Source organism: Bradyrhizobium sp. CCBAU 53421, from assembly GCF_015291625.1.
GTDB lineage: Bacteria > Pseudomonadota > Alphaproteobacteria > Rhizobiales > Xanthobacteraceae > Bradyrhizobium.
Window position 1 is genome coordinate 3432140 of the sequence record NZ_CP030047.1, and the last position, 13943, is coordinate 3446082.

The following is a 13943-nucleotide window of genomic DNA, read 5'->3' on the forward strand; positions in this document are numbered from 1 at the left end:
GGCGAATAGTGATATGCGAGCGGCTTACCAAGACCAAGGCAAGACCGGGAAAGACGCTCATGACCGTGCATACTGGAAGGCATTTTCTGCAGATTCCGGGACCGACCAACGTGCCGGACCGGGTGCTGCGGGCGATGGACATGCCGACCATGGACCACCGCGGCGCCGAATTCGCCGAGATCGGCTTTGCCGTGATGTCTGCGATGCAGCGGGTGTTCCGCACCAAGCAGCCCGTGATCATCTACCCCTCGTCGGGGACCGGCGCCTGGGAGGCTGCGATCGTCAACACGCTGCAGCCGGGCGACAAGGTGCTGATGTGCGAGACCGGCCAGTTCGCCGTGCTGTGGCACGGCATCGCCGACAAGTTCAAGCTCGACGTCGACTTCATCCCGGGCGACTGGCGCCATGGCGCCGACCTCGAGCAGATCGAGGCGCGGCTCGCCGCCGACAAGGCGCACAAGATCAAGGCCGTCTGCGTGGTCCATAACGAGACCTCGACCGCCTGCGTCACCTATCCGCTCAACGTCCGCAAGATCCTCGACACGCTGAAGCATCCGGCGCTCTTGATGGTCGACACCATCTCCGGCCTCGGCTCGCTGGAATATGAGCACGACGCCTGGGGCATCGACGTCTCGATCGCCGGCTCCCAGAAGGGCCTGATGCTGCCGCCCGGCCTCGGCTTCAACGCCGTGTCGGAGAAGGCGCTGGCGGTGGCCAAGGCCAATCCGGGGATGCGCTCGTACTGGGATTGGCAGGAGGTTATCAACATCAACAAGGCCGGCACCTGGCCGTATACGCCCGCCACCAACCTGCTGTTCGGCCTGCGCGAGGCCGTGAAGATGCTGGAGGAGGAGGGGCTCGAGAATGTCTTCGCCCGCCACAAGCGCCACAGCGAAGCGACGCGGGCCGCCATCAAGGTCTGGGGGCTGGAGACGCAGTGCCAGGAGCAGGGCGCGCATTCGCCGGCGTTGACCGCGGTGCGGGTGCCCGACGGCCACGATGCCGACCACTTCCGCAAGATCGTGCTGGAGAATTTCGACATGTCGCTCGGCACCGGCCTCAACAAGGTCAAGGGCAAGGTGTTCCGGATCGGGCATATCGGCCACTTCAACGACCTGATGCTGATGGGCACGCTGTCCGGCGTCGAGATGGGTCTTGATCTCGCCAAGGTGCCGCATCGCAGCGGAGGTGTGCTAGCGGCGATGGAAGTCCTGAAGGGACGCGACGCCGCGCAGGCGTCGAAAGCCGTTGCTTGAGCAGGCTGGCCTGAAAACTTATCGCAAAGAACAGAAAGAGCGAGACATGAACGCGCCTGTCGCACCGACCGAAGACCTGATCTACTCCGTCGCGGACGGGATCGCGCGTATCACGTTCAACCGGCCGCAGGCCCGCAACGCGCTGACCTTCGCGATGTACGAGCAGATGGCCTCGATCTGCGAGAACATCAATCAGGATCGCACCATCAAGGCGCTGATCCTGACCGGCGCCGGCGACAAGGCGTTCGCCTCCGGCACCGACATCTCGCAGTTCCGGGCGTTCAAGACCGCGCAGGATGCGCTGGACTATGAAGCGCGGATCGACCGCGTGCTGGGAACGCTCGAACAGTGCCGCGTGCCCGTGATCGCGGCGATCGCCGGCGCCTGCACCGGCGGCGGCGCCGGCATTGCCGCATGCTGCGATATCCGGATCGGCACCGAGGCGACCCGGATCGGCTTCCCGATCGCGCGCACGCTCGGCAACTGCCTCTCGATGTCCAACATCTCGCGGCTGGTCTCGCTGATCGGTCCGGCACGGACCAAGGATCTGATCTTCAAGGCGCGCCTGGTCGAAGCGCCCGAAGCGCTGGCGCTCGGGCTGTTGAACGAAGTCGTCCCCGATGTGGAAACGCTGCAACGCCGCGCCACCGAGACCGCGCAGCTCGTCGCCGGCCATGCGCCGATCACGTTGGAGGTGACCAAGGAAGCGGTCCGCCGCATCCGCCGCACGCTGTCGCGCGACGAAGGCGAAGACCTGATCCTGCGCGCCTATATGAGCGAGGACTTCCGCGAGGGCATGGACGCCTTCCTCAACAAGCGCGCGCCGAACTTCAAGGGCAAGTAGCGGCTGCGAGGTCGCTTAGGAGGCGCGGAGCCCTCCGGCGATGACACCGAGCAAAGCCGTTTGAAAGTTGAATCGACTTTGAATCCCGTCATCCCCGCGCAAAGGCTTTGCCTTTGTCGCTGGAGGTGCGAGCCTTGCGGCGCAATTGCGCCGCTGGGCGAGCCTCGAAGGATGCACGGCCCGGCTGGTGGCCGTCGATCCTTCGAGACGCGCTACGCGCTCCTCAGGATGACGGGACTGATAGCGATGCAGCAGAGCGACGCACCCACCTCATTCCAAAGTCATACGCCATGCGGCAGTTCGGCGGCTTGAACTCACTCGCTTTCTCGGCACAATGACGCGAACCCGCCACCGCAACGGTTTTGCCAAGCCGAACAAATAGATAGGGAAGAAGAACGTGGGACAGATTGTGAGAACCACGGCTGCCATCGCGGCCTTGCTGCTGAGCGCGCCGGCGTTCGCCGGCTGGGAGCCGAGCAAGCCGGTCGAGATCGTGGTCGCGGCGGGCGCCGGCGGCGCGTCCGACCAGATGGCGCGGATGATGCAGGCGGCGATCCAGAAGAACAATCTGATGAAGCAGCCGATGGTGGTGTCGCTGAAGGGCGGCGCCTCGGGTGCGGAAGCGCTGATGTACATGAAGTCCAGCGAGGGTGATCCCAACAAGGTGCTGATCGCCTATTCGCTGATCTACATGCTGCCGCTGTCGGCCAAGATTCCATTCAACTGGCGCGACCTGACGCCGGTGTCGGTGATCGCGCTCGACCAGTTCGTGTTGTGGGACAATGCGTCGGGTCCCAAGACCGTGAAGGAGTTCATCGATGCCGCGAAGGCGGCGGGCGCGCCGTTCAAGATGGGCGGCACCGGCTCCAAGCGCGAGGATCACGTGCTGACCGTGTTCATGGAGCAGAAGACCGGCGCGAAGTTCTCCTATCTGCCCTACAAGTCCGGCGGCGAGGCCGCGACCCAACTGGTCGGCGGCCACACCGAATCCAACGTCAACAATCCCAGCGAGAACCTCGAAGTCTGGCGCGCCGGCCAGGTGCGCGCGCTCTGCGTGTTCGACAAGGAGCGCATCTCCTACAAGACCAAGGTCACCGACACGCAGTCCTGGAACGATATCCCGACCTGCAAGGAAGAGGGGCTGGACGTGCAGTACCTGATGCTGCGCGCCATGTTCCTGCCGGGCAAGGTCACGCAGGAGCAGCAGGCGTTCTATGTCGACCTGTTCCAGAAGGTGACGCAGACGCCCGAGTACAAGGACTACATGGAGAAGCAGGCGTTGAAGCCGATCTTCCTCACCGGCAAGGACATGGTCGAGTTCCTCGAGGATGACGACAAGCAGAATGCCACGCTGATGAACGCGGCGGGCTTCGTCGCGAAATAGCGGTCGCGGTTTGCTTGCCTTCGGGCCGGAATTGGCTTGCAAGCGGCCGCGGCGCAGTGATTATTGCGCCGCAGTATGGCCGAACGTCCGGCGAGCCCGATCGGGCTGGGTTACCCCTCCGTCGCCGTTGCGGGACCGCAAGGAGCGATCATGAGCAAAGCCGTTCTCGGTATCATCGGCGGATCCGGCATCTACGATCTGCCGGGCCTGGAAAACGTCCGCGAGGAGGCGATCGCGAGTCCCTGGGGCGAGCCCTCGGCGCCGCTGCGTCGAGGCGAGATGGCGGGATTGCCGATCGTGTTCTTGCCGCGACACGGCCCCGGACATGCGCTGTCGCCGTCCGACATCAATTATCGCGCCAATATCGACGTCCTGAAGCGGGCAGGGGTCACCGACCTGGTGGCGCTGTCCGCCTGCGGCTCGTTCAAGGAAGAGCTGCCGCCGGGCACCTTCGTGCTGGTCGACCAGTTCGTCGATCGTACTTACAAGCGCGAGAGCTCGTTCTTCGGCAAGGGCTGCGTCGCGCATGTGTCGATGGCGCATCCGGTGTCGCCGCTGCTGGCGAAGCACCTTGCTGCCGCGGCCGAGGCCGAGCGCATCGCGTTCGCGCGCGGCGGCACTTATCTGTGCATGGAAGGGCCGCAATTCTCCTCGCTCGCCGAAAGCCTGACCTACAAGGCGCAGGGCTATTCGGTGATCGGCATGACCAACATGCCGGAAGCCAAGCTCGCCCGCGAGGCCGAGATCTGCTACGCCAGCGTCGCGATGGTCACCGATTTCGATTGCTGGCATCCGGCGCATGATGCCGTGACGGTACAGGATATCATCCGCGTGCTGAATTCGAACGCCGAGAAGGCCAAGGCGCTGGTGGCGCGCCTGGCGCGGGATTTCCCGCGCGAGCACGAGCCCTGTCCGATCGGCTCGGATCGCGCGCTGGACACCGCCCTGATCACGGCGCCCACGGCGCGCGATCCGCAGTTGCTTGCCAAGCTCAATGCCGTCGCCGGAAGGGTACTACGCGCATGAAAGTCGATGGCCGCCATTTCCGCAGCATCTGGCTCGAGCCCGACGGCTGGTCGGTCGGTGCGATCGATCAGCGCCGGCTGCCGCATGAATTCATCATTGCGAAGATCACGACGGCGGATGAGGCCGGCGAGGCGATCAGCTCGATGCTGGTCCGCGGCGCGCCGCTGATCGGCGCCACCGCAGCCTACGGCATGGCGCTTGCGATGCGCGCCGATGCCTCCGATGCGGCGCTGGATCGCGCCGGCAGGATGTTGGCGGCGACCCGGCCGACCGCGATCAATCTGAAGTGGGCGATCGATCAGATGCAGCGCACGCTCGCACCGCTCGCAGTTTCAGCCCGTGCTGATGCGGCCTATGCCCGCGCCCGCGAGATCGCCGACGAGGATGTCGAGATCAACCGCGAGATCGGCAGCCACGGTCTCGGCCTGATCGAAAAAATCGCCGCGACCAAGAAGCCGGGCGAGCCGGTGAATGTGCTGACGCATTGCAATGCCGGCTGGCTTGCAACCGTCGATTGGGGAACGGCGACCTCACCAATCTACCAGGCGCATGATCGCGGCATTGCGGTCCATGTGTGGGTCGACGAAACCCGGCCGCGCAATCAGGGCGCTTCGCTCACCGCCTGGGAACTCGGCCATCACGGCGTGCCGCACACCGTGATCCCCGATAACACCGGCGGCCATCTGATGCAGCATCGCATGGTCGATCTCGCGATCGTTGGCACCGACCGCGTCGCCGCCAATGGCGACGTCTGCAACAAGATCGGGACCTATCTGAAAGCGCTCGCCGCCCACGACAACGGCGTGCCGTTCTACGTTGCGCTGCCGTCGCCGACCATCGACTTTAGTATCGATGACGGCGTCAGGCAGATTCCGATCGAGCAGCGCGCCGCTAGCGAAGTGACGCACCTCACCGGGCGCACCGCGGACGGGCGGATCGAGACCGTGCGCGTGGTTCCGGACGGCTCGACCGTCGCCAATTTCGGCTTCGATGTCACGCCGGCGCGGCTGGTGACGGGATTGATCACCGAGCGCGGCGTGCTCGGCGCTGATCGTGCTGCACTTGCGAGCGCATTTCCCGAACGTTCCGGGCGTTAGCTGAAGGCCGCATTGACGGTGATTGGTTCAGCACGCTATCCCAATCGTTGCCCTCGCAACCCAGACCGTCCAGTCCATGTCCAATACCGAACTTGAGATCGTCGTCGACGATCCGACCGCGCCTGAAGAGAACTCCCCCGCCGTCGTCTCTACCGGTACCGTCGACATCATCGTCTCGCTGCTCTTGCTCGCGCTCGCATTGGTGCTCGGCTGGGACAATTGGCGGACCGGCGCGTCGTGGGATTCGACCGGGCCGCAGCCGGGCTATTTCCCGTTCTATCTCTCGGTGATCCTCGGCGCCGCCAGCCTCTATGGCCTCGGCGCCGCATTCGTCTCGCGCAGGGAAGCTGGCGAGACCTTCGTCACCCGCGCCCAGTTTCGCCGGGTGCTGGCGGTGTTCGTGCCGACATTCCTGTTCTGCCTCGCCACCCAATATCTCGGCCTCTATGTCGCGAGCTTCCTCCTGATCGCGGGCTTCATGCGCCTCGTCGGCAAGATCGCGCTGTGGAAGTCGCTGCTCACCGCCTTCATCTTCACCGCCGCGATGTTCGTGACCTTCGACATCGCATTCGACGTCATCATGCCGAAGGGGCCGCTCGAAGCGGCCTTCGGCTACTGAGCGATCGACAGGATTTCGAGACATGGAAGCTTTCGGTCTCCTGCTGCACGGCTTTGCCGTCCTTTTGACGTGGAAGACGCTGCTGTTGATGATGGTCGGGCTCGTGCTCGGCATCTTCGTCGGCGTGCTGCCCGGGCTTGGCGGCCCCAACGGGGTCGCGATCCTGCTGCCGCTGACCTTCACGATGGATCCGACATCCGCGATCGTGATGCTGTCGTGTATCTATTGGGGTGCGCTGTTCGGCGGCGCCATCACGTCGATCCTGTTCAACATCCCCGGCGAGGCTTGGTCGGTCGCGACCACATTCGACGGCTATCCGATGGCGCAGCAGGGCAGGGCGGCCGAAGCGCTCACCGCGGCATTCACGTCGTCGTTCATCGGTTCGCTGGTCGCGGTGCTTCTGATCACCTTCCTGGCGCCGATGATCTCGTCGTTCGCGCTGAAATTCGGCCCGCCGGAATTCTTCGCCGTCTACCTGCTGACGTTTTGTTCCTTCGTCGGCCTCGGCCGCGAAGCCAAGCACAAGACGGTGATCTCGATGTCGCTTGGGCTGCTGCTCGCCGGCGTCGGCATGGACACGGTGTCCGGGCAGCTGCGCATGACGTTCGGCTCCGCCGAGCTGCTGCGCGGCATCAACTTCCTGGTCGCCGTGATCGGCCTGTTCGGCATCAGCGAAATCCTGCTCACGATGGAGGAGCGCCTGGCGCTGCGGGGACACGCCGCCGGCATCAGCCTGCGCGTCGTGCTGTCGGTGTGGAAGGATCTGCCGAAATACTGGGTGACGCTGCTGCGCTCGTCGGTGATCGGCTGCTGGCTCGGGATCACGCCGGGCGGCGCGATCGCGGCGTCCTTCATGGGCTACAACCTCGCCAAGCGCTTTTCCAAGGATCAGGAGAGTTTTGGCAAGGGCCGGATCGAGGGCGTGTTCGCGCCGGAGACCGCCGCTCACGCCTCGGGCACCTCGGCCTTGTTGCCGATGCTCGCGCTCGGCATTCCCGGCTCGGGGACCGCGGCGATTCTGCTCGGTGGCCTGATGGTCTGGGGTCTCAACCCGGGTCCGCTGCTGTTCGTCGAGCACAAGGATTTCGTCTGGGGCCTGATCGCCTCGATGTATCTCGGCAACGTCGTCGGCCTCGTGCTGGTGCTGACCACGGTGCCGATCTTCGCCTCGATCCTGCGCGTACCGTTCGCGGCCGTCGCCCCGATGATCGTGGTGTCCTGCGCGATCGGCGCTTATGCGATCCAGAACGCGATGTTCGACATCTGGCTGATGCTGGGCTTCGGCGTGGTCGGCTACGTCTTCAAGAAGATCGGCATCCCGCTTGCGCCGTTCACGCTCGCGCTGGTGCTCGGCAGCCGCGCCGAGGACGCGTTCCGGCTCTCGATGATCGGCTCCGGCGGCGACATGAAGGTGTTCTGGTCGAACGGCCTCGTCGGCACGATCACGACGCTCGCGATCGTATTGCTGTTCTGGCCGGTGATCGATCGGGCCTTTGCCGGCGTCGCGCGTCTGGTGCGGCCGGCAAAGGCGTAAGCCCTTATAGCGTATTCAAGCGAAGTGGATACCGGTTCGCGTGACGAAAACGCGTCAAGACTACAATCTCTAGACCACCTTGCGCTGGCGCAGTTCGGCGATCTCGTCCTGGCCGAAGCCGAATTCGGCCAGCACTTCCTCGGTCTGCTCGCCGAATTCCGGCGGGCGCGCCGCCATCTTGCTCGGCGTCCGCGACAGCGTAACGGGCTGGCTGACCAGCTGGATGTGGCGGTTCTCGTCATTCGGCACGTGCTGCGCCATGCCGAGATGCTTGACCTGGGCATCCTCGAACATCTGATCGATCGAATAGATCGGCCCGCACGGCACGCCGGCGGCGTTCAGCTCGGCCACCCAGGTCTCGGTCGACTTTTTCTCCGTCAGCGCGCCGATTCGTGCATTCAGCGCGTCGCGGTTCTTCGAGCGCGCCGGTGCGGTCGCGTAGTCGGGTTCGGTGACCAGGTCGGGCGCGCCGATCGCCTGGGCGCAGCGCTCCCAGATCCGCCCGCCCGTGGTGGCGATATTGATGTAGCCGTCGGAGGTCTTGAACACGCCGGTCGGGATCGAGGTCGGATGGTTGTTGCCGGCCTGCTTGGCGACTTCCTTTTCCATCAGCCAGCGCGCCGCCTGGAAGTCCAGCATGAAGATCTGCGCCTGCAGCAGCGAAGTCTGCACCCATTGGCCTTCGCCGGACACGTCGCGTTCCAGCAGCGCGGTGAGGATGCCGATCGCGCAGAACAGCCCCGCGGTGAGGTCGGCCACGGGAATGCCGACCCGCATCGGGCCGCCGCCGGGCGCGCCGGTCACCGACATCAGGCCGCCCATGCCCTGCGCGATCTGATCGAAGCCCGGGCGCTTGTGATAGGGGCCGTCCTGGCCGAAGCCGGAGATGCTGCCATAGACGATCTTCGGATTGATCTTGCGGATGCTCTCATAGTCGATGCCGAGCTTGGCCTTCACGTCCGGCCGAAAGTTCTCGACGATGACGTCGGCCTGCTCGGCGAGGCGCTTGAACACCTCGAGGCCCTTGGGATCCTTCAGGTTCAGCGTCATGGCGCGCTTGTTGCGGTGCAGGTTCTGGAAGTCGGATCCGCCGCGCGGGCCGCCCGGCTGCTCGCCGCCGCCGTCCTCCAGCAGCGCGTCGATCTTGATGACGTTGGCACCCCAGTCGGCGAGCTGGCGCACGCAGGTCGGTCCAGACCGGACCCGGGTCAAATCCAGCACGGTGAACCGGGACAGGGCTTGGGATGCGCGGGGAAAGGGCATTGAGACACCTCTTGTTTGGCGGGCCGCTCTGGGGCTACTGCCTATCTGCCTTAGACAATTTGGCTGACCTTTCCAACTGTTACCCGGACGACAAACCGGCCCTGGAAACAAACAGGCATGGTTCCGTGCACATTGACCGCCGCCCTGGCCGTCGTTCGGGCTTCCCCATACCTGCTTACAGGCTCCGCCATCCGCCAACCCTCGACAATCACTTCGCCGGCTGCTAGCCCGTCGCCATCCGAATGAGTTTTTGCCCTTATGGAATAGGCACTTGAGGCGCATCAAGGCGATCGACCGAAAGCGGGCATGGCGGTGAGAAAGGGTCCGTCCCATCTGCTCGGCAATTCGGCGTGGAACGCGACGGCGTTCGCGGTCGCGGTGCTGCTCAACCTCGCGATTCTCCCGTTCGTGATCTTCCGGCTCGGCCTCGCTGCCTTCGGGGTTGCGGGTCTGGTGACGGCTTGCGTCGCGCCTGCGCTGATGTTCAGCAACGCGCTTGGGCTTTCGACGGCGCGCGAACTCGCGCAACGATTGGAACCGGCCGATCGCGACGCGGCTCGGCGCTTCTTCGCGACCGCGCTTGCGCTCGCTCTCGCCGTCGGCGGCCTGATCGCGGCATTGCTCATCCTTGCGGGACCGCCGCTCGCACGATTGGGATTTCACCTGGGCGGCCCGGCGGCCGACGACCTCAGGCTTGCCTTTGCGTTGGCCGGCGTCGGCTGGCTGTTCCAATGCCTGTTCGCGGTCTTCCTCTCGCTGTTCACGGCGCGCCAGGATTATCGGCGGACCGCCTCGATCAGCATCACCGGCACGGTGGTGACGACGATGTCGATGCTGCTGTTCATTCCGTACGCGCCGCGGGCCTCGACCTTCCTCGGCTGTCAGGCCTTGGGCTTCACGACGAACCTCGTGATGGCCTTTGCCTGGTCGCGGCATGCCATCAGCGACTGGTTGGCTCGGCCCGCGCTTGATCGAAACGCGCTACATGCACTGGTCAGGCTCGGCGGCTGGCAGGTCGCGGCACAAAGCGGTGCGCTGTTTGCCGGGCAGGCGGATCGCTATCTGCTCGGCGCGTTGCTGCAGCCGCAATTCGTCGGCTTCTACAGCGTCGCGCAGCGGTTGGAGGAAGCGGTCTATATCGGCGTGTTGAAGATCGGCGAGATCTTGTTCCCGTTCTTCAGCACGCTGCAGAAGGAGGATGACGATCGCAAGGTCGACCTGCTGCTGCGCTCGTCCTGGATTCTCAACGTGCTGGCCGCGAGCGCGCTCGGTGGCCTGATCCCGGTTGCCGGCGCGCTGCTGTATCGATGGACGGGTGCCGAGGTTGCCGCCGAGGCGCAGCTCGTGCTGGTGGTGCTGGCGATCAGCGGAATATTGGGGTCGAGCGCCAACGTGTTCGCGTTCTATCTGTTGTCGCAGGGACGCTCCAGTTTCAACGCGTTGATCTCGCTCGTCACCGGCATCTTCACGCTGGCTACCAGCGCCGTTGCGTTGCCGTATTTCGGCTGGCAGGCGGCGGGCTGGAGCTCCTGCGTCGGGATGGCTGCCCAGATGATCGTCACGGTGCTGCTGCTGCGGCGAACCTTCAGGCTCTCGGCCATGTGGTCACGGATGCTGCATTTCGTCTTGATCCCGCTCGGCACCGGCATCGCCGTTGCGCTGGTGCTGCGCGCGCAGCTTGGCCATGTGTCGTTCGACCACGCGCCGTCATGGTGGTATGTGGTGTCGCTCTACGGCGTGTCGGCGGCCGCGATCTTTGTCGCCGCCGTCGCCGTGTCGCAGCTTGGTCCCTACCGCGCCGTCTGCTGGCGGGATCTGCGCATCATCGTCGCCCGCTTCTTGCCCCTCAAGGCCGCCTAGACATGTGTGGTATCGCAGGCATCGTCGATCTGCGCGGCGCCTCCGTGGAGCCGGCCGACATCTCGCGCCTTACCAGCCTGATTGCGCATCGCGGTCCGTTCGGCGAGGGCACCTGGTTCAACGCAAAGCGAAACGTCGCCTTCGGCCATCGCCGGCTCGCCATCATCGATCCCGGCGAGGGCGGCTATCAGCCGATGATGTCGGGCGATGGGCGCCATGTGATCGTCTACAACGGCGAGATCTACAACTTCCTCGAATTGCGGCGCGAGCTCGAGGCGAAGGGCGCGGTCTTCCGCAGCCAATCCGACACCGAGGTGATCCTCGCCGCCTGGCAGGCGTGGGGCGAAGACATGCTGCTGCGCTTCAATGGCATGTGGGCGCTGGCGATCTATGACACCGTCACAGACGAGCTGTTCCTGGCGCGCGACCGGTTCGGCATCAAGCCGATGCTGTATGCGTTGTCGTCCGAGCGGTTCGTGTTTGCGTCCGAGCAACGGGCGCTGGCGCGGTGCGGGCTGGTCGAGACGTCGCTCGATATCGACGTGGCGCGGCGGCTGTTGCTTGACCCGTTCGGTATCGAGGGCAGCGAGCGGACACTGTATTCGCAACTGCGTCGCCTGCAAGGCGGCCACTGCATGTGGTTGCGCCAGGGACGTGTGCAGGTGCGCCGCTGGTGGCGGACCGTTGATCATCTGCCCGCGATCCCTGACAGCGAAGCCGAACGCGTCGCGCGCTTTCGCGACCTGTTCCAGGACTCGGTTGCCCTGCGCATGCGCAGCGACGTTCCGATCGGCACCTGCCTGTCCGGCGGCTTCGACTCGTCGGCGGTGATCTGCGCGATGGCGAGCCATGAGAAGGCCGGCATGGGACCGCGCGACAGTACCGCCTGGCGGCATGCCTTTGTTGCGACCTTCCCCGGCGCCAGCAATGATGAGCGGCCAATGGCGGAGCAAGCGGCCGCATGGGCCGATGTAGCGCCGAGCTTTCTCGAGATCGGGCGCTGCGATGCGCTTACCGACCTCGATCGGATCCTCGACGACAACGACGACGTCTATATCGGGCTGCCGAGCGCGCCGTGGCTGATCTATCGCGAGCTCCGGCGCCAGAACGTCACCGTGTCGCTCGACGGCCACGGGGCGGATGAATTGATGGGCGCCTACCTGCAGGAGGGGCAGTCGACTGCGTTCCGGATCCGGAACGCCGCCGCCGCGCTCACGTCACGATCACAGCTGGCGCTGCGCGTCATCGACTTCCTGCGGGCGCAGATGATCAGGCGCCGGGGACACTATTTCCTGCGGGGAGGCCTGATGGCGATGCCAGCACCGCTGCCGCTGGTCGCCGAGGATGACGCGTTGCCGAGCGCCTGGGGCGCGCTGAACCGGCGCCTCTATCGCATGTTCCACTCGACCACGCTGCCGACCATTCTGCGCAATTTCGACCGGCTCTCGATGGCGCATGGGATCGAGGTGCGGATGCCGTTCATGGACTGGCGGCTGGTGACCTACACCATGGCGCTGCCGGAAACCAGCAAATCGGCCGATGGCATGACCAAGGTGGTGGCGCGGCAGGCGATGGCGAATTTGATGCCCGAAAGCATCCGCACCGGGCGCCGCAAGGTTGGCTTCAATTCGCCAATGCCGGAATGGCTGAACGGGCCGCTGGCGGGCTGGACCAGTGAGCTGCTCGATCGCAATGTCCCGGCATTTGCCGAGTTCGTCGACGAGGCGCCGCTTCGAAAGGTTGTCGGCCACTTGACGGCATCGCATAGCTGGGATTGGGAATCCGTCGGCCGGATCTGGCCATACCTGAACATGAAATGGATGTTGGCAAGGACCGCGTAACCGATGCGTCTGTTCCAGAATAGCGGTCTCTATCCGTCCTATCTGCCGCGGCTGAACCAGCTTGCGGCAAAGGCGTCGACCTTCGCGGCGCGTCGCGACGCGTTCCTGCACGATCGCTTCGGCGCCGCGCATTTCCTCGAGCCCGTGCTCGACGGTGCGCCCGAAGCCTTCTTCACCAATGGCGACGACGAAGTGCTGCAGCGCCAGTGGGCGCGCGAGCAAGGCATGCAGGGCACACCAACGCTCGAGGCCATTCTGCTCGCGCAGATCGAGCATCACCGGACCGAGGTGTTCTACAATCTCGATCCGGTGCGTTATCCGAGCGCGTTCGTCGCCAAGCTTCCGGGCTGTGCGAAGATGTCGCTGTGCTGGCGCGCTGCGCCGTCCGGCAATGCCGACCTGTCCGCCTACGGCGCGGTACTTGGAAACTTCCCCTCGATCCTCGAGGCATGGCGCAGCAAGGGCTGCCGGGCGGAGCTGTTCTTCCCCGCGATCGATCCTGTGATGGAGCAGTACGGCCACGGCGAACGGCCGATCGATGTGGCGTTCGTCGGTGGATATTCGCGGCATCACAGCGCGCGCGGCAAGACGCTCGAACAGGTCGCGGCTCTTGCCGCCGATCGCAACATCGTGTTCTGCCTCGATGCATCGCGGCTGACACGCCTTGCCGAGAGCGCGGTCGGTCGGTTGCTGCCGCTGGGGAAGCACCGTAGGCCCGACGTCATCGCGCGCATAGCGCGGCTGCCGCTGTTCGGCCGGGACCTCTACGAGCTGTTCGGGTCCGCCAAGATCGTGCTCAACGGCGCCATCGACATGGCCGGCAACGATCGCGGCAACATGCGCTGCTTCGAGGCGATGGGCTGCGGGTCGCTGCTCGTGTCGGATTCGGGCAACTATCCGGAGGCGATGCAGGACGGCGTCACGATGCGCACCTACGACGCGCCTGAGAGGGCTGCCGAGGCGATTTCAAGCAGCCTGCAGGATTGGCCGCAATGGGCTGGGATCGCCGCGTCCGGCCGAAGCCGCGTGCAGCAGAGCTACAGCAAGGGATCGCAGTGGGCCCAGTTTATCGATCTCGTCGCGCGGATCGGGCCGTGATAGAGCGGTTTCGAGCGAAGTGGACGCCGGTTCGGGCAAGGAAAACGCGTCAAAACAACAATCTGGAGCCCCGTTCCGATTCCATCGGAACGGAAAAGGCTCTAGACGGTGCACAGTGCCG

General features: G+C 64.9%; 11 protein-coding genes. 10 read left to right on the plus strand and 1 reads right to left on the minus strand.

The annotated features are described in order from the left end of the window. The first annotated feature begins 59 nt into the window (after positions 1-59). The 7 genes from XH92_RS16270 to XH92_RS16300 all read left to right on the plus strand — a co-directional run bounded on the left by XH92_RS16270 (position 60) and on the right by XH92_RS16300 (position 7760). On the plus strand, positions 60-1256 hold the full coding sequence (locus XH92_RS16270; RefSeq protein ID WP_194460089.1) for an alanine--glyoxylate aminotransferase family protein: 1197 nt from the start codon (positions 60-62) through the stop codon (positions 1254-1256). Between the two features lie 46 nt (positions 1257-1302). Next, a complete protein-coding gene (locus XH92_RS16275; protein ID WP_194460090.1) occupies positions 1303-2100 on the plus strand; it encodes an enoyl-CoA hydratase/isomerase family protein in 798 nt (265 codons plus the stop codon). A gap of 397 nt (positions 2101-2497) precedes the next feature. Further along, the gene (locus tag XH92_RS16280; protein ID WP_194460091.1) at positions 2498-3484 is read left to right on the plus strand and encodes a tripartite tricarboxylate transporter substrate binding protein; all 987 of its coding nucleotides are present in this window, start codon (positions 2498-2500) and stop codon (positions 3482-3484) included. 150 nt (positions 3485-3634) lie between these two features. Beyond that, on the plus strand, positions 3635-4510 hold the full coding sequence (locus XH92_RS16285) for an S-methyl-5'-thioadenosine phosphorylase (protein ID WP_194460092.1): 876 nt from the start codon (positions 3635-3637) through the stop codon (positions 4508-4510). Continuing rightward, entirely contained in the window at positions 4507-5607 is a 1101-nt protein-coding gene (mtnA, locus tag XH92_RS16290; protein WP_194460093.1) for an S-methyl-5-thioribose-1-phosphate isomerase, read from the plus strand. The genes XH92_RS16285 and mtnA overlap by 4 nt, the downstream gene beginning before the upstream one ends. A 76-nt stretch (positions 5608-5683) precedes the next feature. Next, positions 5684-6226: a tripartite tricarboxylate transporter TctB family protein gene (locus XH92_RS16295; RefSeq protein ID WP_194460094.1), complete on the plus strand. Its 543-nt coding sequence runs from the start codon at positions 5684-5686 to the stop codon at positions 6224-6226. Positions 6227-6248: 22 nt separating this feature from the next. Next, positions 6249-7760, plus strand: a complete 1512-nt coding sequence (locus XH92_RS16300) for a tripartite tricarboxylate transporter permease (RefSeq protein ID WP_194460095.1) — start codon at positions 6249-6251, stop codon at positions 7758-7760. A 69-nt stretch (positions 7761-7829) separates the two neighbouring features. Here XH92_RS16300 and XH92_RS16305 read toward each other — a convergent pair whose 3' ends face one another. Next, positions 7830-9023 (minus strand): CaiB/BaiF CoA-transferase family protein, encoded by a 1194-nt coding sequence (locus XH92_RS16305; protein WP_194460096.1) that lies wholly within the window; start codon positions 9021-9023, stop codon positions 7830-7832. Between the two features lie 306 nt (positions 9024-9329). Between XH92_RS16305 and XH92_RS16310 the strand changes: the two genes are divergently transcribed. From XH92_RS16310 to XH92_RS16320, 3 genes are read left to right on the plus strand one after another with little or no spacing between them, the layout of a single operon-like run. Further along, positions 9330-10883 carry a lipopolysaccharide biosynthesis protein gene (locus tag XH92_RS16310; protein ID WP_194460097.1) on the plus strand — a complete coding sequence of 518 codons (1554 nt, stop codon included), beginning with the start codon at positions 9330-9332 and terminating at the stop codon, positions 10881-10883. Between the two features lie 2 nt (positions 10884-10885). Then, positions 10886-12724, plus strand: coding sequence for an asparagine synthase (glutamine-hydrolyzing) (asnB, locus tag XH92_RS16315; RefSeq protein WP_194460098.1), 1839 nt, complete (start codon positions 10886-10888; stop codon positions 12722-12724). Positions 12725-12727: 3 nt separating this feature from the next. Continuing rightward, complete coding sequence (locus tag XH92_RS16320; protein WP_194460099.1) at positions 12728-13822, plus strand: glycosyltransferase; 1095 nt, start codon at positions 12728-12730, stop codon at positions 13820-13822. The last annotated feature ends 121 nt before the right edge of the window (positions 13823-13943 follow it).

Coding starts and splice junctions, on each gene's coding strand:
- mtnA (WP_194460093.1), top strand. CDS start 4,507: ATGAAAGTCGATGGCCGCCATTTCCGCAGCATCTGGCTCGAGCCCGAC.
- XH92_RS16305 (WP_194460096.1), bottom strand. CDS start 9,023: ATGCCCTTTCCCCGCGCATCCCAAGCCCTGTCCCGGTTCACCGTGCTG.
- asnB (WP_194460098.1), top strand. CDS start 10,886: ATGTGTGGTATCGCAGGCATCGTCGATCTGCGCGGCGCCTCCGTGGAG.
- XH92_RS16300 (WP_194460095.1), top strand. CDS start 6,249: ATGGAAGCTTTCGGTCTCCTGCTGCACGGCTTTGCCGTCCTTTTGACG.
- XH92_RS16295 (WP_194460094.1), top strand. CDS start 5,684: ATGTCCAATACCGAACTTGAGATCGTCGTCGACGATCCGACCGCGCCT.
- XH92_RS16310 (WP_194460097.1), top strand. CDS start 9,330: ATGGCGGTGAGAAAGGGTCCGTCCCATCTGCTCGGCAATTCGGCGTGG.
- XH92_RS16285 (WP_194460092.1), top strand. CDS start 3,635: ATGAGCAAAGCCGTTCTCGGTATCATCGGCGGATCCGGCATCTACGAT.
- XH92_RS16275 (WP_194460090.1), top strand. CDS start 1,303: ATGAACGCGCCTGTCGCACCGACCGAAGACCTGATCTACTCCGTCGCG.
- XH92_RS16320 (WP_194460099.1), top strand. CDS start 12,728: ATGCGTCTGTTCCAGAATAGCGGTCTCTATCCGTCCTATCTGCCGCGG.
- XH92_RS16270 (WP_194460089.1), top strand. CDS start 60: ATGACCGTGCATACTGGAAGGCATTTTCTGCAGATTCCGGGACCGACC.